Genomic DNA, 17,917 nt, shown 5'->3' on the forward strand with positions numbered 1-17,917 from the left:
TGTCCATCGAGCGGGGCGGTGGTGAGGAGCGCCTGCTGTTCTCCCGAGCGCGACCCTTGGCGAACCTGTCCACAGCCCCCTGTGAGCAACCTGTGAATGATGTTGGGACATCGAAACTATCTAAAAACGGGATATCACTATACCGACTCGCGGGAGAACGCCACCCCGACTCGGAGTCAAACCCTTGCCCCGCCTCACCGATTCGCTCCTATAACTTATATAACTTAAACAATAACAGACTCTTGGCGGCTGACTCCACGAATCCTCTCCCTGTGGATAAGTCCCCGGAGCGGGGAGGGCGCCGCGATGATCGTGGCCTTCCTCAACCAGAAGGGGGGTGTCGGCAAGACGACCCTCGCCCTCCACCTCGCCGGCGAGCTGACCCGGCTTGGCCACCGGGTGCTGCTGGTCGACGCCGATCCCCAGGGCTCGGCGCTCGACTGGGCCGAGCAGCGCAACCGCGAGGGGCTGCCCCGGCTGTTCGCCATGGTCGGGCTGGCGCGCGAGACGCTGCACCGCGAGGTGCCCGACCTGGCCTCCGGGGTCGAGCATGTGGTCATCGACGGGCCGCCGCGGGTGACGGCGCTGGCGCGCTCGGCGATCCTGACCGCCGAGCGGGTGCTGATCCCGGTGCAGCCCAGCCCGTTCGACGCCTGGGCCTCGGCCGAGCTGCTGCGCCTGCTCGACGAGGCGCGCGGCTGGCGGCCCGGCTTGACCGCCCGCTTCCTGCTCAACCGCTGCATCGCCCGCACCCGGCTGCTGGCCGATGCGCGGCGCGAGCTGGCCGGGGTGGTGCCGCCGGCGATGGCGGCGTCGGTCGGCCAGCGCGTCGTCTTCGCCCGCTGCGTGCGCTCCGGCCGGCTGGCCTTCGAGAGCGAGCCGGCCTCCACCGCGGCCCGCGAGATCGCGGCGCTGGCGGCCGAACTGCTGGGGACCGGGCCATGAGCGGGGAGCGGATCGGCTTCGGCGCCCGTCCCGGTGCGCCCGACGCCTGGGTGCGCCGGGGCGAGGGCAGGCCGGCCAAGGCGGAGGTCTACACCGCGCGGCTGACGGTGGACATCACGCCGGAGCTGCGCGGGCGAATCAGGATCGCCGCCTTCCGGCGCGGCGTCACCATGGCGGCGCTGCTGCGCGAGGTGCTGGAAGCCCGCTTCGCCGGGGAGGAGGAGGCATGATCGCCGCCCTGGTCAACCTGGCGCCGGGGGTGGGCCGCACCACTCTGGCGGTCAACCTGGCCGGCGAGCTGGCCCTGCAAGGCAAGCGGGTGGCGCTGCTCGACGTCGATGGCGCCTCGGGCGTGCGGGAGTGGGGCGGGGATGCGCCGGCGCAACGACCTGCCGGCCCTGTTCGACACCGTCACGATCACCAGCGCCCAGCTGCGCTGCGGGTTGTGGGGGCTGGGCACCAGCTTCGATCACGTGGTCATCGACACCCCGGCCCGTTCGCCGGCAGCGGTGCGGGCGGCCCTGCTGGCGGCGGAGACGGTGCTGGTGCCGACCCTGCCGGACCGGGAGGCGGTGGGGCGCTGTGCCGCCACGATGCAGCTGGTCGTCGAGGCGCTGGCGGCCGAGCCGATGCTGGCGGCGGCGCTGGTGCTGACCCGGGCGCCGGAGGGGATGCTGGTGGAACCGGGTACCGAGGCGGGGGCGCTGGGTCTGCGGCTGCCGGCGGCGGCGGCGGTGGTGCGGCAGCGGCTGGCCTTCGCGACGAGCCGGAGCACCGGGCTGCTGGTGCCGGAGCTGGAGATGGCCGGGCGGGCCGAGGCCGACGTCCGCGGCCTCGTCTCCGAGGTCTTCGGCCTGGGATCGGTCCCGGTGACGGGCTGATCGGGGAGGGCGGCGGCCCGCGTCGCCCACGAAGGAACGCCGATCGCACCACGGCGCACAAATACAGGAAATAGGACAGGTTGCCCAAGCTTCGGCGGGCCTTCGTGAGGGCATACGGAAGAAGAGAAATCAACGGTCAGCAAGATAAAGGGGCGGTTCGCCGTTGTTCGTGGTCGTTGTTTTCCATAAGATTTTCCTGTGTACGCGCTCTCTGAGGCGAACATTGGCGAACATGTCCATCGAAGTCCCGATAATCCCTTTGAATTCTGGTCAGATAGTGGTTTTCGACGCATCGTCGGCCCGGTTTTGTCTTCCGGCCGGCCTAGGGCCGGTCCCGGTTTGCGGAGGAGTACCGGCATGCGGTGGCGTGGGTCGATCTTCGACGGCCTCTCGGCCGACAACGGCTTCAAGGCCCGCATGAAGGCGCTGGCCGACCGTGGCCGGGCGCTCGCCCGCGGCTATGTCCGCCGCCCCGAGCGCCGGGTCAGGATGCGGGCCGCGCCGGCCAGTCCGAACGCCTACGCCCGTCCGGTCAACGTCAAGCTGCTCTACCATGACCGCGCCCGCGGTGCCTTCCCGAACTCGGTCGCCGTGCTGGCCAACTACCTCGCCAAGGACGGCCCGCTGTTCGACCGCGACCGCCTCGGCATCGACAAGGGGGAGGTCGCAGCATCCTGGTCGGACGACCGCCGCGTCTTCCACGTCATCGTCAGCCCCAACGACGGCCACCGCATCGACGACATGGTGGCCTACGGCCGCGAGGTCATGACCGCCTGGGAGCGGCGGGTGGGGGAACTCGAGTGGGTCGCCGCAGTCGAGCGCAAGCCCGACATGGCCCACCCGGACGGCAACCAGCACCTGCACGTGATGATCCGCGGCGTCCAGGACGACCGCGACCTCTACTTCGAGCGCGATGTCGTCACCCACTGGTTCCGTCACGACGCGGTGGAGGTCACCACCCGGACGCTGGGGTGGATGGACGAGCGCGAGCGGCAGGCCTACGAGCGCCAGCTCATCGACATGCAGCGCCTGCGCGAGGAACGCGGCCGTGAGATCGGGCGCGACGGCCTGGACGACCTCGGAGGGCGCGAGCTGTGACGCGCTCCCTGCTCCTCACCCTGCTCGGTGGCGGTGCCGTGTGGCTGCTGACGGTGGCGGTCGTCACCGAGCTGGTTGGCTGGCTGTTCGGCTGGCCGGCCGTCTTCGGCGGGCTGCCCATCGGCGACATGGTGCTTTATTGGCCCGGCGAGTTCCTGGCTTGGCGGAGCCTGCTGGCCCCCGGTCACCGCTGGATCGTCACCGTCGCCGTTCTGGTCTGCACCGCTGCCGCCCTGGCGCTGGTGGTGCGCGCCGGCCTCGCCCTGCGCGGCGACCGCGGTCCCCGCTTCGGCGCCGGCCGCTGGGCCGACGGCGCCGACGTCCGCCGCAGCGGCCTGTTGTGAAGGAGACGGCGATGACGGACTCCTGCATCGTCCTCGGCGCCTGGAACGGCCGCCCCTTGCGCGAGCGCACCCTGCAGCCGGTGCTGGCAATCGGCCCCACCGGCTCGGGCAAGACCACCACCACGGTGCTGCCCACCCTGTTCGCCGGCTGGCGTGAGAGCGCTGTCGTCTGGGACTTCAAGGGCGCCATGGCCGGCGACAGCGGGGCGGCGCGCGAGCGCTTCGGCGACGTCATCGTGCTCGACCTCGCCCGGCCCGGCGGTCCCCGCTACAACCCGCTGATGGCGGTGCGCCCCGGCCCGCATCTGGTGCCGGACTGCCAGCACGCCGCCCGCATCCTCACCGAGGGCGAGAAGGAGGGGCACTGGCGCAACGCCGCCTTCTCCTACCTCACCGGCGTCTTCGTCTATCTCCTCACCGCGGCGGCCGACGGGGAGAAGTCGCTGGCCGGGGCGCGCCGGCACATCCTGCTCGGCGACGACGGGCTGACGCTGATGCTGGCCGAGGGCGTTCACCCGACCGCGCAGCGCGCCGCCCAGGAGCTGTGGGACAAGAGCGTCGCCGCCGATGCCGAGCCGGACGAGGACGGCAAGAAGGACCCGCCGGCCCGCAAGGGCGGCCGGGGCGGGGCGGTCGACAAGAGCCTGCATTACCGCAAGTCCGTCTACGTCACCGCCTCGGTGCTGCTCGCCGAGTTCGAGGACAGCGTGCTGGAGGCGCAGACCGCCGCCAGCGACTTCTCGATTGCCGACCTCGTGGCCGGAGAGCGGCCGGTGACGCTCTACATCGTCGCCCGGCCGATGGACGCGCGGCGCCTGCGCCGGGTCTTCACCCTGATCCTCACCCAGATGATCGACTTCCTCACCGTCGACCGATCTCTCGCCGACGACGGGCGGGCGCGGCGCTGGAAGCTGCTGGTGGCGCTCGACGAGTTCCTCCAGTTCCGCATGCCCGAGGCCGCGGAATGGATCCGCTACGTCCGCGAGTACGGCATCCGCCTGCTGCTGCTCGCCCAGAGCCTGGGCGAGGTCGAGGAGCGCTACGGCAAGGGACTGACCGCCAACACCCGCCTCGTCGTCTTCCGCCCGAACTCCTCGGACGAGGCCGAGCGGATCAGCCGAATGGTCGGCGAGGCCATCGAGGAGGTGCCGACACGCTCGACCTCCAAGGGCCTGCTCGACCTGTTCCCCACCGTCAGCCGCGGGGTGCGGGTGGACCGCCGCCCGGTGCTGCCGATGCACGCGGCGCTGGAGATGGACGGCAACGACCTGATCGTCTTCGGCTACGGCAAGCCGATCCGCGCCACCCGCCTGCACCCGTACGCCGATCCGGCCTGGAAACCCTTCTACGGCCCGCCGGCCCGTGGCTGGACACCCCGGCCCGAGGCCAACCGCTGGTTCGGCGTCCCGGGCGGGCAGGGGGCTGGACCGGACGTCCCCGCGAAGCCGCCGCGCTCCGTCCGCCCGTCCCGCCGCAAGACCATCATGTGAAGGGAGCCGCTCCACCATGAGCCACGACGCCGACACCCCGGGCAAGCTGCGCCACATCTCCGCCCGCATCCCCGAGGCCCTGGCCCGGCAGATCGAGATCGTCCAGGAGCGCCACCGGCTGCGCCACTTCGCCGAGGCCGTCGCCCTGGTGGTCGACCGCGGCCTGTCGGCGCTGGCCCGCGCCCGCGTCGAGGAGGACCAGATCGAGGCCACCATCCTGCGCATCGAGGACATGATGGTGACGCAGCTTGCCCTGCTCAACGTCGGCCTGGAGGTGGACGACGAGGCGGTGGCCGAGACCCGGGCGGCGATCCTGGAGGAGTGGAAGCGCCGCGGCCGCCGGCCGGGAGGGACGCCATGACCGAACTGGTGGTCATCGACGAGCCGGCACGGCGCGAGATGCTGCTGCTGGCCCTGCGCCGGCTGATGGATGGGCTGTTCGGCGACCTGCTGTCCCGCGAGGACGTCGCCAACGTCCTGGTGCTGCCGCCGTTGCGCGGGCGGGGCACCTGCCGGGTGCTGGTCAAGAACGGCCCGTCGCCGGAGTTCGTGCGCGACGCCGATCCCGATCAGGTCCGTCGTTTCCTCGCCTACGTCGCCGGCTTCCAGCGCAAGGAGCTGCGCCGCGACCGGCCGACCCTCGACGTCACGCTGCCGGAGACCGGCGAGCGGATCCACGCCGACATCGAGCCGGTCACCACCGGCCCGGCCTGCTCGATCCGCAAGCCCTACCGCGGGCGCATCACCCTCGACGACTGGGTGCTGTCCGGCGCCGCGACAACACTCCAGGCGCGTCTGATCCGCCGCCTGATCGACGGGCGCCGCACCGTGGTGATCGCCGGCGACGTGGACACCGGCAAGACCACGCTGCTGCGCGCCTGCCTGGAGGAAACCGCCTTCCTCACCGGGCTGCCGGCGGTGTTGCAGGACCCCTACGAGTTCGAGCCGCCGTGCCCGCACGCCTACGCCATGGTCGCCGACCCCTGGGCCGACCCGCCGGTCACCCTGGAGACGCTGGTCGCCAACGCGCTGCGCGTGCCGATGACGCATCTGGTGCTGGGTGAGGTGCGCCGGGCCGAGGCGCGGCAGATGGTGGTCGGCTGGACCACCGGGCACCCGGGGCTGTGCACCGTGCACGCCGGTTCGGCCTGGGACGCGCTCGACCGCATCGCCCAGATGGTCGGCCTCGGTGGCGTCGCCATGGACGCCTTGCAGATGCGCTGGATCGCCAAGGCGGTGCACGCGGTGGTGCACCTCGCCCGCGACCACACAGGTCGGCGCTTCGTCAACGAGATCGTCCAGGTCGAACGCTTCGACCCGGACCGGGGATTCGTCCTCCGCCCGCTGGGGGTGGGGAACTTGACGGTGGAGGTGAGCATGCAGAGCAACGGTAACGCGCGCCGGGGACTGGCCCTGGCGCTGGTGCTGGCGTGGACGGCGATGCCGGCGCACGCCCAGGTGATCGCCAACCTCGGGGCGGAGCTGCTGTCCTGGCAGGCGGTGTTCGACACCAACTTCGTGCCGATTGCGGTGACCGCCGGACTGCTGCTGGCGCTGGTCGCGGCGATGTTCTCCCGCATCGCCGGGGTGGTGGTGTTCGTCTTCACCGTGGCCGGTGCCGCCGCCTATGGGGCGCGCGACGCCATCATCGCGCTGGCGGGGGGCTGAGCCGTGGAGACCCCGCTGCCGCCGCCGTCCGTTCCCGACGGCTGGGAGAAGCCGGTCCGCCGCACCTCGGTGCGGCCGACCAAGATGCCGCTCGGCGTGCCCATGGAGCTGCTGGCCATCGCCGTCTGGCTGGCAGCGGAGCTGTGGCTGGCGCTGGGCGCCATCCCCCAGGCGGTGGCGGGGTTCCTGCTCGTCTTCCTGACGGCGCGCTATCTGACCCGTCGCGATCCCTGGTGGCTGGAGATCGTCCGCCAGAACGCCTCGGCCTGGCTGCTGCGGGCGCTGCGTACCCGCGGCCGCTCGCTGTCCCTCTCGTCCTACCGCGCCCCGAGGTGAGGCATGCTCGACCTGACCGCCTTCGATGACGGCTTCGATTCCCTGTCGCGGCACCTGCCGTGGGACTGCTTCGTCTGGCCCGGCGTGGTGCTGTTGGAGGAGGACGGCGCGCTGATGGCCGTGGTCGAGTACGGCGGGCGCGACCAGGACGGCCAGGACCCGGCCGAGCGGATGCAGACGGCGCTCGCCGCCGGCAACGTCCTCTTCCCCTTCACCGGCGGCTGGACCTTCCATTTCGAGATGCAGCGCCGGACCGTTGCCGGCTATCCCCGCAGCACGGGCACACACCCGGTCTCCGAACTGATCGACCGGGAGCGGCGTGACCGCCTCGACGACGCCGGCCGGCAGCTCCGCACCCGCACCTTCGTGGCGATCACCTACACGCCGTCCCGGCCCACCACCCGCACCGTGGCGTCCTGGTTCACCCGCAACCCGCCGGAGCGCGCCAAGCCGGACGTCATGCGCGACCACGTCGAGCCGTTTCGCCAGCTCGTGCTCCAGTTCGCCTCCCTGCTCGGCCGCGCCGTCGGCTGGGCGCGCATGCTGGACGACGACGGCGTGCAGACCCTGCTGCACAACTGCGTCTCGCCGCTGTACCAGGGCCACGTCATCGCCCCCGACATTCCCGGCTTCCCGATCAAGGCCAACCTCGTGGATGTCGGCTTCAAGCCCGGCTCGTTCCCGGCCTGGAGCAACGGCGGGGCCGAGTGGCCGGTCCGCCTGATCGGCATCGGCGGCTATCCCAAGACCAGCCACCCCGGCCTGCTCAACGTGCTGGACACGCTGCCGTTCGAGTTCCGCTGGTCGGTGCGCTTCGAGGCGATGGACCACGTCCAGGCGCGCGGCGTCTTCGCCGCCCTGTGGCGCAAGCACGACGACACCTCCTACGACTGGCGCTCCGTTCTGCTGCGCGCGGTCGGCGGCTACGCCGCCCTGCGCCACGACCCGGTCGGCGTCATGGAGGCGCTGGAGGCCGAGGCCGCCCGCCTGGAGGCCGAGCAGGCCGGCACCAGCTCCGGCTGGATGACGCCCACCGCCGTGCTGTGGGGCCGCAGTGTCGAGGAGGTGGAGGAGCGCCGGGGCGAGGTCGTCAAGGCGCTGCGCACGCTGGGCTTTACCGTCATCGAGGAGACCTGGGGGGCCGAGCGGGCGTGGTACGGCACGCTGCCCGGCCACGTGCGCCCGAACCCGCGCAAGGTGCCGCTGACCCAGGTCCAGCTCGCCGACTTCCTCATCCTGTCGTCGGCCTGGGGCGGACCCGAGCGGAACCCGCATCTCAAATGCGATCCGTTGATGCAGTTGGAGGCCGAGGGCGGCACGCCGCTGATGCTCGACATCCACCAGGGCCAGGACGGGGCGGCGCTGGTGATCGGCCCGCCGCGCACCGGCAAGTCCACCGTGCTGGCCTTCATGGGCCACCAGTTCCTCGCTCGGGTGCCGAATGGGCGCGTGGTGTGGATCGACGTCGATGCCACCGAGAGCACGTCGCTGGTGGCGACCTGGACGGCCGGCGGCGAGTTCCTGTCCATGGGTTCCGGCGACGGCGCGCTCGGCGACCTTGCCTTGCAGCCGCTGGCCGACGTCGCCACCCCGAACGGCTTCGCCTGGGGCCACGGCTTCGTCATGGACCTGCTGCGCCTTCAGGGCGTGCTGGCGCCAGGCAACCTGTCGGCGGCGCAAGCCGGCGACGCGGTGGACGCGGCGCTGCACCTGCTGGCGGTCTCGCCACCAAGCGAGCGCACGCTGTCGCACCTCGCCCATCTGGTGCAGGACAACATCATCCGCATCGCGCTGGAGCCCTATTGCCGCGGCGGTCCCTACGGCGACCTCGTCGATGCGGCCGAGGACCGCTTCCTCGGTTCCGCCTGGACCACGGTGGACATCGGCGCGCTGATCGACCGCGGCCCCGGCGCCGCCCCGGTGATCAAGGCGCTGTTCCGCCGCTTCTACCGGCTGTTCGAGGACGGCCGGCCGACCCTGTTCCTGGTGGACGAGGCGTTCAAGGCGCTGAAGCACCAGCCGGCCGATCTGGACGAGCTGCGCCGGCGCGGGCCGAAGAAGAACGTCGCCCTGGTGCTGGCCACCCACCAGCTCGACGACATCGAGGGCTCGGCCATCGCGGCGATGCTGAAGACCATCCAGGTCCTGGTGCTGCTGGCCGACCCCAACGCCGCCAAGCGGAGCATCCTGCGCGACTGGGGGCTGAACGCCACCCAGGCCGGCCAAGTCGCCCGCGCCATGCCGCGCCGCGACGTCTTCTTCAAGACCCCCGAGGGCAGCCGGCTCGGCCAGCTCACCCTCGATCCCGCCGCCCTGGCGGTCTGCGGCTGCGGCGGGGCCGCCCACAAGCGCCGCGCCTTCGAACTGAGGACCGAGGTTGGGCCGCAGCGTTTCGCCGCCGAGTGGCTGCGCCGTCACGGCTTGGCCGAGGCCGCCGACACCCTGGAGACGCTTCATGAAGGAGAAACCCCATGAGGACCAGCACCCTGCGCGCCGCGACCGCGGCGCTCGCCCTCACGGTCGGCCTGACCGCCGGCCCGCCTCCGGCCCACGCCTTCCTGGGCGGGCTGCTCAACAGCTTCTTCGGCGGTGGTGGCGGAGGCGGCTGCTTCTCCGAGGAGGGCGACGGGCTGTTCGGCACCGCGCTGTCCGCCGTCGCCGGCTACGTCACCGGCGGCCCGGTCGGCGCCGCCGTGGGAGCCGGCTCCAGCCTGACGGGGAACGGCGGCACCCAGGCGCCCGGCTGCCCGATCGTGGAGAGCCGGCCGCGCATCGTCGAGGAGATGGTGCAGCGCCAGGAGGTCGAGATCATCGCCCAGACCGCGCACATGCTGACCCAGATCGACAACATGATCCGCATGCGTGCCCTGGCCGACCTCGACACCCGCGTCGAAGTGGCCGTCCGGCTCGGCGACGCCCGCTGGGCGGCCGGCTTGGTGGACCGGGTGCTGTGGAGCCTGGATGGCGTCGGGCAGCAGTTCGCCGACCTCTACCCCGACAACTTGCCTGAGGGGATGAGCGCCGCGGCCCTGGCGGAGCATCAGGCCGAGCAGGCGCGCCTCGCCCGGGACTCCAGCCGGGCCAGCAAGCTGGTCTCGGCCGACGTCATGACCGGCATCGAGGACTACCCGGCCCGCGCCCGGGCGCTGATGGCGGCGCTGAAGGCCTGCGACGGCCAGACCTGTGCCATCGACGCCGGCACCCAGGCGACGCTGCTCAACGCCGAGGTCGCCGGCCAGCTCCTGATGATGCAGGCCGTCCACCACCGGGCGGCGGAGGCCCAGCTCGACTACGAGCAGGCCGCCGTCGAGCGCGCCCGCCAGCACACGCGCATCAACTGGCAGGGCCTCGACACCTACGGCGCTCCGGGGAGCTGAGCCATGACGATGCGCGGCATTCTCCTCGCCCTCAGCGCCATGCTGTTCGTCAGCATCATCGGCGCCGTGGCCCTGGTGCTCACCGTCCGCTCAGACACGGGGGCGTCGGCCCTGGAGCGGCTGGAGCGCAGCAACCCGGCCTGGGAGGGCATCGGCCGGTATGAGCGGCCGGTGCCGGCCCGCCCCGTGCGGGAGTGACCGGCCATGGACGTCAGCGCCCTCTCGGTCGTCCTGCACCAGCTCACCGCCGCCGTGGTCACCGGCCTTGGCCTGCTCGGGCCGGACGTGCAGACCGCCCTGCGCCTGCTGATGATGCTGTCCTACACACTGGCGCTGCTGCTCTGGCTGTTCGAGGGCAAGGCGGCGGTGCACGGACCCTTCCTGCGCATGCTGCTGAAGTTCGCCGCCATCGGCGCGCTGGTCGAGTGGTTCCCCGCCGGCTCGGCGGCGCTGATGCAGGCGGCGGCGCAGCAGGGGCTCAACCTCGTGCCCGGCGGCGGCTTCGCCCTCGACGATCCCGGCTACATCGCTCACCTCGGCATCCAGGCGGTGATCCCGCTGATGCAGCGCGTCAAGGAGATGCTCGGGCCGGTCGATTTCTTCCTGAACTTCGTCGAGATCGTCATCTTCCTGCTCGCCGCCCTGGTGGTGATCGTCAGTTTCTGCATCCTGGCCATCCAGGTCTTCCTCGCCTTCCTGGAATACCGCCTGCTGTCGCTGGCCGCTTATCTCGCCATCCCCTTCGCCGTGCTCGGGCCGACCAGCTTCGTGGCCGAGCGCGCTATCGGCTACATCGCAGCCACCGCGCTCAAGCTGCTGGTGCTCGGCTGCATCATCGCCATGTGCAGCGCGACGCTGCTGGCGCTCACCTTCACCGGCACGCCGACGCTGGCCCAGGCGTTCGGGGTGGCGGTGCTGGCAGCGGCGATCTTCGTGCTGGCGATCAAGGCGCCGCGCGCCGCCGCCGGCCTGGTCAACGGCGGCCCGGTGATGGACGGCATGACGGCGCTGGCCGCACTCTGGACCGCCGGCTGGCTCGGCATGCGCAGCATGGCCGGCGCGGCGGCCGCCACCTCCGGGGCACCCGGCAGCCTGACCGGTGGCGCCTTGGCGGCATGGGGCGGTCTGCGCCACATCGCGGGCGGCGCGACAGCGTCCATCGGCAGCACCGGTGGTGTGGGCGGTGCGGGTGGCGGAACTGGCGGTGGGGCCGCCGGTGCTTCGACCGGGCGCCGCTACCCGAGCGGCCGCTTCGGTGGTGCCCAGTCCTCGGCTTCGCGCGGCAGCGGCTGGGACAAGCCGATGACCGACGCCCAGCGCGGCGAGCTCGACCGGCTCGCCGCCGGCCGCACTGTCGATCCCAATCTCACCCGCGGGCAGGCCAGCCGGCTCATCGAACGCTGGGGCGGAGAAGAGTCGTGGCTGCGCCGCTCCGCCTCCAACGCCACCGAACGGCCGCAGGACCCGCCGGGCAAACCATCCGGCCTGGACCGTCCGGCCGGCGACAAGGGAGACTGATCCGTCATGAAGGAGCGCGTCGTCAACGTCTACGACCCGCCGCCGGCCGCCGTGCCGGACAGCGCGAAGTACCTCGCCGCCATGACCTACCGCGCCAGCCGCGAGGCCAAGGCGCTGCGGCTGAAGCGCTGGACCTTCGCCCTGGCCGTGCTCGGCCTGTCCTGGGGCTCCCTGATGACCTGGGACAACCTGCGCATCGCGGGCCTGCTGGTGGAGATTGCCAAGTACAAGCCGGTCTACCGCGTCGAGCAGGCGATGGACGGCCACCAGCGCCTCGTGCTGCTGGACAACACCATCACCGTGACCAAGGGCGCCCGGATCAACGCCGTCCAGTGGTTCGTCCGCTGGCAGCGGCAGATCGGTACCGACCCGGTGATGCTTGCCAAGGACCGCGCCGCCGCCCGTGCCCGATTGATCGGCGACGCCGAGCGCAAATGGGACGCCCTGCTGGCGGCCGACCTCGCTCCGGCCGAGGGCTGGACCCGCGACGTCGCCGACATCCGCGTCCAGGAGCGCGAGGCCGACTCCAAGACCGGCACCTCGACCTTCTACGTGGTGTGGACCGAGACGGTGTACCGGGACTTCAAGCCGCGCTCGAAGATGCTGATGAGCGCCGCCGTGGTCACCGTGGACGGCCCCTCGCGCGACGGTGCGCTCGACGGCGTCTCGATCTCCGGCTTCTCCGAGCCCAGCGGCACCCCGCTGAAGGCCGAGGCCAAGGAACCGGCCAAGGCCCACCCCATTCCCCCGTCCGAAACGATGGAGCCCCAGCCATGAGACTCCCCGTTTCCCTGCTGGTGCTGCCGCTGCTCGCCGCCTGCGCCATCGAGCCGCCCTCGGCACCAATCGCCGGCCCCGTCCCCCCGCAACGCCCCTACACCCTGGCCGACCTGCACATCCCGCCGACGGCGATGGAGCGGGAGCCGAAGGAGAAGGCCGGACCGCGGCCGTCGCGGGCGCAGACCCGCAGCTGGGTCGGGCAGGCCAACGAGGCCGCCCTCGACCTGCCGAGTCTGACCTGCTTCAAGGGCAAGAGCTGCGAATATTGGTACCAGCCCGACCTGCAATACCTCGTCTACATGGCCGAGGGGAACCAGACGCTGGTCTGTCTGAAGCCGGGCGAAGTGGTGCGCGACATCGTGGCGCCGGGTGCCCAGGTGTGGATCCCGCACCAACCCTACAGCTTTGGCAAAGGGCCGCAGCGCATCGAGTGCATCGCCTTCATGCCGCGCCGCGCCGGCCTCAACCAGCAGATCTCCCTCTTCACCAGCGAGCGCAAGTACGACCTAAACGTCGAGACCCACAGGCGCACCCACCACGTCGAGGTGCGCTGGCGCTACCCCGAGGACTATCTCGCCACCCTGAACGGTCAGGCCAGGGCTGTTTCGGTCGCAACGGGAGGCGACCGGTGGGACCGCACCACCGAGCTGGCCTACCGGGATCGGCGCTGCACCTACACGCTCGACGGCGACACGCCGGAGTGGCGGCCGGTACCCACCGCGGACGGCCAACCGCCGGTGTGCGACGACGGCGAGGTGACAGTGATCAACTTCACCCCCGGCGCGCTCGGCGCCTACGGGGCGCCGATCCTCTGGCGCATCGGCGCCGACGGCACCCGTATCCCCGTCCAGTATGGCCGGATGAACGCCACCTACCGCGTCGCTGGCATCCACGACCACCTGCTGCTGGCGATTGGCATGCAGGAGGTGCACATCCGGAGGACCCGCCCGTGACATCGGTCAACGACACCCCGCCGCCGCTGCCGCCCGATCCGCTGACCCGTCACCGGGTGATCACCTCCGGTCCGCACGTCGTCCGCATCCTGCTGGTGGCGGCTGCCGTGATCGGGCTGGGGCTGGCCGCCTACATGCTGGGCCGCAGCCAGGGAGGGGGAAGCTTGCCGAAGCTGTCGGTCGCGCTCGGCCCGACCCAGCCGGAGCTGCGGCTGCCCAGCTACGAGGACATGGCGCCCAAACCGGCGCCAGCCCCGCCACCGGCACCCCGCATCGAGAAGAAGGAACCGCCTCCGCCAGCACGGCCGCAGGCCAAGGCCCCGCCGAAGGAGGACGAGCTGCGCAAGAAGGCGATGGAGGCCGGCGTCGGCGGCTGGAGCCGCAAGGAGGAGGGCACGACCGTTGCCGCCGCCCAGGCCGGGACGTCTGACTTCGTCGCCGCCGGCTCCGACTGCCTCGTGCCGCCGGGCACGCCGATCCCCTTGCTCACGGTGAACCGGGTGGTGACCGAGCGTGGCGGAATCGTCACCGCGCACGTGACGCAGGACGTCTGGGATGCCGGCTTCTCTTGCCTAGCGGTGCCCGGCGGCTCCGTGGTGACGCTGGATGTGGGCAGCGGGGTCACCAGGGGGCAGACGCGCATCGAGGTGGCCAACCCGGTGATCACCCGGCCCTGGCCGCGCAACGACACGGTGCGCGTAGCGGCGGTCGGAGCAGACGTCACCGGTGCGGCGGGGCTGGCTGGGTCGGTGGAGGTGCCGTGGCTCCAGACCGGACTGCTGATTGCCGCCAGCACGGCGGTGGATGTTGCGGCGGCGGCGCTGACCGGGGGCGGCAGCCTGATCGGCGGCATCCTCGGACACAGCATCGACCGCCCGCTCGACAAAGCGGCCAAGGATCTGCTCGGCCGGGCGCCTGTCATCACGCTCGACGCCGGAGAGCCGGTGCTGTTGCTGTTGCGGGGCGGCCTGAAGGCCGACGACTTCGACCGGGCTCGCTGAGCGACCGTACTACCACTGGCAACGGTGGCTCATGTCTGGATGCGACACCTCCTTGGCGGCTTCGACTACCACCATCGCTTTGGGTAGGCGACAGGGATCGCTTCCTCGCGCGGAGGATCGACGATACCGACGAGAGCCAGCATGGTGTAGCCACTTTCGACGTCCGCAAAGTTCAGGCGATCCGCCGCGGGGCGGGCTCGCCGATAGGCGAGCGCGAACAAGCGCAATCCCTGGGCACCAGTGTCCGTGGCCATGCGGCGCCAGTGGTCGATGTCGAGCGGACGCCCGCCGCTATGGGTCAGTTCCAGCGAGCACATGTCAAGGATGCTTTCGGGGGCACCTTTGACCACGATCCATGACGAGCCGTCCGCGTCGCGGTGACCCTCACCCGCATCGGCCGGCAGTTGGAACGCCAGGGCGTTCTCACCAAAACCGGGGCGCGGACCTGGGCGCGGTCGAGCGTCAAGGCGCTGCTCGACCGCGCCCGCGAGCAAGGTCTGCTCGATCAGGAGGACGGTCCCGCGGTGCCGTAGTGCGGTCACATCGGCCACAACGATCCGGTCCCTTGCGCGGCGAGAATCCGGCGCATGGCATCGGCTTCGGAGTTGAGCCAGGGCAGCACGTTCCCGTCCATCCAGTCGGTCAGAACCGATCGGGCCCGTTCCAGCACAACCGCCGCAGCCCGCATGCGGCGGAGCTTGAACCAGGGCGGCAACGCTTCGTAGGGGCAGCGCCTCACCGATCGGCAGCGCCAGCTCTACCTGCTGGAGCTGACCCGCACGGCGGAGGAATGGCTGCCCGCCGTGCGGCGCCTCCGGCCGGCGCGCTCCTGGGTGGCGGTGACCCGCGCCGTCCGCACTTCCGTCGCCGAGGGTCTGTACGAGGGCGGCGGCATCCAGGGTGGATACCGCCACCACTGGGGGCCGCCACCGCCGCCGTGGCAACGCCTCTGCATGGGTTTATCCCTGCGACCGCAGCGGCAACGATGGCGGGCACGCCTTGGTCAACTCCCTACCCGATGCCCAAAGTCAGCAGTGAGAGCGTCGCTCCGACCAGCGTGATCAGAGCGGCACCGACCAGCGCCAGTCCGCGCTGCGCCACGGCCAGAGCGCGCGGCCTCTCCATCAGCAGACTTTCCAGCCCATGCCGCGCCCCGATGCCGATCAGGCTGGAGGCCGATGTGGTGAGCGCGACGCCCACCCCCATTGCCAGGACCGCCAGAAGGCCGGCCGGCACGATGTCGTTGGCAAGCGTGAACAGCAGGACCAGCACCGCACCCGAACAGGGTCGCGCGCCGACCGCAAGGCTCGTCAGCGTGAAGCCGGTGTTTTCCCGTCGCAACCCGACGAGGCCGTTTCCAGGGCTGCTTCCATGGCGGCGGCAGGGCGTCACGGCGTGATCGTGGGTGCAGCCGATCTTACCGCGCGCCGCGCGGACCAGCAGAAGAAATCCGATTCCGGTCATCAGGGCATAGCTGCCCAACTCCAGATACCAGGCCCCCGCCATGGCGCTGGCGCGGGTCATGCCGAGCAGCACAACCGGAACGCCGACCAGCAGAATGGCCGCCAGTGCCTGAGCCAGCGCCGCCATCGACGCCATCTGGATACCCCGCATCAGCCGGGCCCGCCGGGTCAGGAAATAGGAGGTGACAACCAGCTTTCCATGTCCCGGGCCAAGCGCGTGCAGAACACCGTAACCGAAGGCGATCAGGCACAGCCAAGCTCCGGCAGCCACCGATCCCTGGTCGCGGATGTCGCTGAGCACCCCCGTCATTTGCCGATTCAGATCGGCCTGAGCGGCGTTGAGGGTCTGTAACGCCCCGCGCAACGGTTCCGGCAAAGCTCCGACGGGTAGGGTGGTCCCCTCGGATGGAGGGGCAAGTCTCCCGGCCAGAGGATTCGCGCCGGCGGTTGTGCCGGCGGCCAGCCATATGGCGAGCGCTGCGGCAAGGAAGAGAAGCCTTATACGTGTCATCCGATGGTGCAGGACAGTCCGGCGACGCCGACGGGGCCGGTGATTTCGGTGTCGCGCTGGAAGCGCCGGGTCTTGCAAGTGTGGCGCGGCGGCTTGCCCCGGATCTCGGGCGGTCCGGCCAAGGTGTATTCGATGAAGTATTCGGGATCGAAGCCGATCAGGTCGAGCGTGCCGGCCGTCATCGGCTTGGGCAGCGGAACCAGGAAGGTGAAGACCAGCGCTCCCCGGTCGACCCGCGCCATGAAACCCGTCGCCTTCACCGGATTCATCAGGACGCCGTCAACACTGACGTCGGTGAAAAAGCGATAGTCCGCCAGAAAGCGGAAAACATCGTCATACAGCCCCTTCACTCCTTGGGGCGACAACTGCTTTTCACCCTTCTTCATGTAATCGGGCAGCATGGCCTGGCTGTAGAATTCGTCGAACCGCCACGTGACGTCGATCGCTTCGAGCGCACGGTCGATGAACTGCAGGCCGAAGCCGACCTCCACGAAAACGTGGGGGTGCGCCTGCACACCGCCGGACGCCGCCGTCAAGCCGGCGGCCAGCGTCAAGGCAATGCCGAACCGACGCGCTGCGCTCAAAAGGAGGTGGGTCCGGTCCCCGGCGGCACTAGCAGGCATCCACAGGTCGGGCAGGCCGTCCGTTGCAGGACGCCGATCAGGCGGGCATCGGGTAAGCTCATGCCGAGCGCCTGTTCCACCGCCGCGATCTGGCGCTTGTGGTCAAGGGACGCGCCGCAGGCGGTGTCCAGCACGGCACCGTAATCCGACCAGGGCCGGGCCGTGATCGCCTGCGCCGCCGTGCCCGGCAGAAGCCAAGTCCCGGCTGCCGCCAAGCCGCACAGCACGCTCCGGCGCCGCATGGGGGAATGCATTCCGGCATCCATATTCCGCTCTCCGCCCGCGATGTTTCGGACCGTCACCGGATGCTACGACAGGGCGCCAGGGAGCTGCAAGACGAGTCGCATCGATGAAAAGATATGTTATATCATAACATATCTAGGGCCATCCGATGGAGATGAGGAATGAGCGAGGCCGATGACGGGCTTGCGGAACTGGAGGATGCGCTGGCGCTGGTGCGGGGCTTGTGGAGTCAACAGGACGTGTCCGAACGCACCGTGGCCTGGGCGATGATGATCGAGGCGGTGGATCGTCTTGTCGCCCTGCACGGACCGGCGCGCACGGGACGCATGTTGGAGGGGCTCGTCCAGGAGGTGAGGGGCTTGCCGATGTCGCGGGCGCTGCAATGAGCGGGGTGACCAACAACCGCTTCTTTGGCGCACGCTCCTGGCGTCAGGCCAAGCCGGTGCTGCTGCATCCCAAATTCTTCCAGGGATTTAACGACTTCCGGCTGAGGCGGCCTTTCGACTATCGGATGCTGGACGAATGGCCGACGCTCGACCAGCACCGCTACGAGAATGGTCGCGAGTTGGCAGCCGAATGCCGCTTGGCCGGCTATTCGGTGATGTGGATCGAGCGCACCCGTGTGCCTCGCTCCTTGAAAAGCGTGGTGGTGGAGCACGCGTTGGCGCGCCGCTCCACCAACTGAG

At 70.6% G+C, this 17,917-nt stretch carries 22 protein-coding genes and 1 pseudogene; 19 read left to right on the forward strand and 4 right to left on the reverse strand.

The annotated features are described in order from the left end of the window. The first annotated feature begins 306 nt into the window (after positions 1–306). The 17 genes and pseudogenes from parA (at position 307) to F1643_RS03725 (ending at position 14,391) form a co-directional block, all read left to right on the forward strand. Positions 307–945, forward strand: coding sequence for a ParA family partition ATPase (parA, locus tag F1643_RS03645; protein ID WP_194910853.1), 639 nt, complete (start codon positions 307–309; stop codon positions 943–945). Beyond that, the gene (locus tag F1643_RS03650) at positions 942–1,175 is read left to right on the forward strand and encodes a chromosome partitioning protein ParB (RefSeq protein WP_194911190.1); all 234 of its coding nucleotides are present in this window, start codon (positions 942–944) and stop codon (positions 1,173–1,175) included. Before parA ends, F1643_RS03650 begins: the two co-directional genes overlap by 4 nt. Continuing rightward, positions 1,172–1,255 (forward strand): annotated as a pseudogene (locus F1643_RS22080) (chromosome partitioning protein); the annotation flags it as partial. The gene F1643_RS03650 and the pseudogene F1643_RS22080, both read left to right, overlap by 4 nt. A 61-nt stretch (positions 1,256–1,316) precedes the next feature. Continuing rightward, positions 1,317–1,826, forward strand: a complete 510-nt coding sequence (locus tag F1643_RS03655; RefSeq protein ID WP_255542366.1) for a chromosome partitioning protein — start codon at positions 1,317–1,319, stop codon at positions 1,824–1,826. Between the two features lie 357 nt (positions 1,827–2,183). Continuing rightward, positions 2,184–2,924 carry a hypothetical protein gene (locus F1643_RS03660; protein WP_194910855.1) on the forward strand — a complete coding sequence of 247 codons (741 nt, stop codon included), beginning with the start codon at positions 2,184–2,186 and terminating at the stop codon, positions 2,922–2,924. Next, positions 2,921–3,268, forward strand: coding sequence for a hypothetical protein (locus F1643_RS03665; RefSeq protein ID WP_194910857.1), 348 nt, complete (start codon positions 2,921–2,923; stop codon positions 3,266–3,268). The genes F1643_RS03660 and F1643_RS03665 overlap by 4 nt, the downstream gene beginning before the upstream one ends. An 11-nt stretch (positions 3,269–3,279) precedes the next feature. After that, positions 3,280–4,758 (forward strand): type IV secretory system conjugative DNA transfer family protein, encoded by a 1,479-nt coding sequence (locus F1643_RS03670; RefSeq protein ID WP_194910859.1) that lies wholly within the window; start codon positions 3,280–3,282, stop codon positions 4,756–4,758. Positions 4,759–4,774: 16 nt separating this feature from the next. After that, positions 4,775–5,119 carry a hypothetical protein gene (locus F1643_RS03675; RefSeq protein ID WP_137106467.1) on the forward strand — a complete coding sequence of 115 codons (345 nt, stop codon included), beginning with the start codon at positions 4,775–4,777 and terminating at the stop codon, positions 5,117–5,119. Next, positions 5,116–6,426, forward strand: coding sequence for a CpaF/VirB11 family protein (locus F1643_RS03680; RefSeq protein ID WP_255542367.1), 1,311 nt, complete (start codon positions 5,116–5,118; stop codon positions 6,424–6,426). The genes F1643_RS03675 and F1643_RS03680 overlap by 4 nt, the downstream gene beginning before the upstream one ends. A 3-nt stretch (positions 6,427–6,429) precedes the next feature. After that, positions 6,430–6,762 (forward strand): VirB3 family type IV secretion system protein, encoded by a 333-nt coding sequence (locus F1643_RS03690; protein ID WP_194910862.1) that lies wholly within the window; start codon positions 6,430–6,432, stop codon positions 6,760–6,762. 3 nt (positions 6,763–6,765) lie between these two features. Beyond that, positions 6,766–9,237, forward strand: coding sequence for a conjugal transfer protein TrbE (locus F1643_RS03695; protein WP_194910864.1), 2,472 nt, complete (start codon positions 6,766–6,768; stop codon positions 9,235–9,237). Then, positions 9,234–10,139, forward strand: coding sequence for a hypothetical protein (locus F1643_RS03700; RefSeq protein ID WP_194910866.1), 906 nt, complete (start codon positions 9,234–9,236; stop codon positions 10,137–10,139). Before F1643_RS03695 ends, F1643_RS03700 begins: the two co-directional genes overlap by 4 nt. A gap of 9 nt (positions 10,140–10,148) precedes the next feature. After that, the gene (locus tag F1643_RS03705) at positions 10,149–10,337 is read left to right on the forward strand and encodes a hypothetical protein (RefSeq protein ID WP_255542368.1); all 189 of its coding nucleotides are present in this window, start codon (positions 10,149–10,151) and stop codon (positions 10,335–10,337) included. 6 nt (positions 10,338–10,343) lie between these two features. Next, on the forward strand, positions 10,344–11,657 hold the full coding sequence (locus F1643_RS03710) for a type IV secretion system protein (RefSeq protein ID WP_255542369.1): 1,314 nt from the start codon (positions 10,344–10,346) through the stop codon (positions 11,655–11,657). A gap of 6 nt (positions 11,658–11,663) precedes the next feature. Then, on the forward strand, positions 11,664–12,434 hold the full coding sequence (locus tag F1643_RS03715) for a hypothetical protein (RefSeq protein WP_194910870.1): 771 nt from the start codon (positions 11,664–11,666) through the stop codon (positions 12,432–12,434). Further along, complete coding sequence (locus F1643_RS03720) at positions 12,431–13,390, forward strand: TrbG/VirB9 family P-type conjugative transfer protein (RefSeq protein WP_194910872.1); 960 nt, start codon at positions 12,431–12,433, stop codon at positions 13,388–13,390. The genes F1643_RS03715 and F1643_RS03720 overlap by 4 nt, the downstream gene beginning before the upstream one ends. Then, complete coding sequence (locus tag F1643_RS03725) at positions 13,387–14,391, forward strand: TrbI/VirB10 family protein (protein WP_137106459.1); 1,005 nt, start codon at positions 13,387–13,389, stop codon at positions 14,389–14,391. The genes F1643_RS03720 and F1643_RS03725 overlap by 4 nt, the downstream gene beginning before the upstream one ends. A 65-nt stretch (positions 14,392–14,456) precedes the next feature. On the opposite strand, the gene F1643_RS21540 is transcribed toward F1643_RS03725, so the two are convergent. From F1643_RS21540 to F1643_RS03745, 4 genes are all read right to left on the reverse strand, one after another. Continuing rightward, complete coding sequence (locus tag F1643_RS21540; protein WP_200474832.1) at positions 14,457–14,942, reverse strand: hypothetical protein; 486 nt, start codon at positions 14,940–14,942, stop codon at positions 14,457–14,459. A gap of 460 nt (positions 14,943–15,402) precedes the next feature. Further along, positions 15,403–16,164, reverse strand: coding sequence for a nickel/cobalt transporter (locus F1643_RS03735; RefSeq protein ID WP_194910875.1), 762 nt, complete (start codon positions 16,162–16,164; stop codon positions 15,403–15,405). Between the two features lie 197 nt (positions 16,165–16,361). After that, positions 16,362–16,949 carry a DUF1007 family protein gene (locus tag F1643_RS03740; RefSeq protein WP_194910877.1) on the reverse strand — a complete coding sequence of 196 codons (588 nt, stop codon included), beginning with the start codon at positions 16,947–16,949 and terminating at the stop codon, positions 16,362–16,364. Next, entirely contained in the window at positions 16,946–17,242 is a 297-nt protein-coding gene (locus F1643_RS03745) for a hypothetical protein (protein ID WP_194910879.1), read from the reverse strand. The genes F1643_RS03740 and F1643_RS03745 overlap by 4 nt, the downstream gene beginning before the upstream one ends. A gap of 150 nt (positions 17,243–17,392) precedes the next feature. On the opposite strand from F1643_RS03745, the gene F1643_RS03750 reads away from it, so the two are divergent. Both F1643_RS03750 and F1643_RS03755 read left to right on the forward strand, forming a co-directional pair. Further along, positions 17,393–17,617, forward strand: coding sequence for a hypothetical protein (locus F1643_RS03750; protein ID WP_194910888.1), 225 nt, complete (start codon positions 17,393–17,395; stop codon positions 17,615–17,617). Next, the gene (locus F1643_RS03755) at positions 17,614–17,916 is read left to right on the forward strand and encodes a hypothetical protein (RefSeq protein WP_194910890.1); all 303 of its coding nucleotides are present in this window, start codon (positions 17,614–17,616) and stop codon (positions 17,914–17,916) included. The genes F1643_RS03750 and F1643_RS03755 overlap by 4 nt, the downstream gene beginning before the upstream one ends. Position 17,917 lies beyond the last annotated feature (1 nt).

The sequence above is a fragment of the Azospirillum sp. INR13 genome (assembly GCF_015390205.1).
Taxonomy (GTDB): domain Bacteria; phylum Pseudomonadota; class Alphaproteobacteria; order Azospirillales; family Azospirillaceae; genus Azospirillum.

Excerpts from the sequence above, each read along its gene's own strand:
- parA (WP_194910853.1), top strand. The coding sequence starts at position 307 with ATGATCGTGGCCTTCCTCAACCAGAAGGGGGGTGTCGGCAAGACGACC.
- F1643_RS03650 (WP_194911190.1), top strand. The coding sequence starts at position 942 with ATGAGCGGGGAGCGGATCGGCTTCGGCGCCCGTCCCGGTGCGCCCGAC.
- F1643_RS03655 (WP_255542366.1), top strand. The coding sequence starts at position 1,317 with ATGCGCCGGCGCAACGACCTGCCGGCCCTGTTCGACACCGTCACGATC.
- F1643_RS03660 (WP_194910855.1), top strand. The coding sequence starts at position 2,184 with ATGCGGTGGCGTGGGTCGATCTTCGACGGCCTCTCGGCCGACAACGGC.
- F1643_RS03670 (WP_194910859.1), top strand. The coding sequence starts at position 3,280 with ATGACGGACTCCTGCATCGTCCTCGGCGCCTGGAACGGCCGCCCCTTG.
- F1643_RS03675 (WP_137106467.1), top strand. The coding sequence starts at position 4,775 with ATGAGCCACGACGCCGACACCCCGGGCAAGCTGCGCCACATCTCCGCC.
- F1643_RS03680 (WP_255542367.1), top strand. The coding sequence starts at position 5,116 with ATGACCGAACTGGTGGTCATCGACGAGCCGGCACGGCGCGAGATGCTG.
- F1643_RS03695 (WP_194910864.1), top strand. The coding sequence starts at position 6,766 with ATGCTCGACCTGACCGCCTTCGATGACGGCTTCGATTCCCTGTCGCGG.
- F1643_RS03700 (WP_194910866.1), top strand. The coding sequence starts at position 9,234 with ATGAGGACCAGCACCCTGCGCGCCGCGACCGCGGCGCTCGCCCTCACG.
- F1643_RS03705 (WP_255542368.1), top strand. The coding sequence starts at position 10,149 with ATGCGCGGCATTCTCCTCGCCCTCAGCGCCATGCTGTTCGTCAGCATC.
- F1643_RS03710 (WP_255542369.1), top strand. The coding sequence starts at position 10,344 with ATGGACGTCAGCGCCCTCTCGGTCGTCCTGCACCAGCTCACCGCCGCC.
- F1643_RS03715 (WP_194910870.1), top strand. The coding sequence starts at position 11,664 with ATGAAGGAGCGCGTCGTCAACGTCTACGACCCGCCGCCGGCCGCCGTG.
- F1643_RS03720 (WP_194910872.1), top strand. The coding sequence starts at position 12,431 with ATGAGACTCCCCGTTTCCCTGCTGGTGCTGCCGCTGCTCGCCGCCTGC.
- F1643_RS03735 (WP_194910875.1), bottom strand. The coding sequence starts at position 16,164 with ATGACGGGGGTGCTCAGCGACATCCGCGACCAGGGATCGGTGGCTGCC.
- F1643_RS03745 (WP_194910879.1), bottom strand. The coding sequence starts at position 17,242 with ATGCATTCCCCCATGCGGCGCCGGAGCGTGCTGTGCGGCTTGGCGGCA.
- F1643_RS03750 (WP_194910888.1), top strand. The coding sequence starts at position 17,393 with ATGAGCGAGGCCGATGACGGGCTTGCGGAACTGGAGGATGCGCTGGCG.
- F1643_RS03755 (WP_194910890.1), top strand. The coding sequence starts at position 17,614 with ATGAGCGGGGTGACCAACAACCGCTTCTTTGGCGCACGCTCCTGGCGT.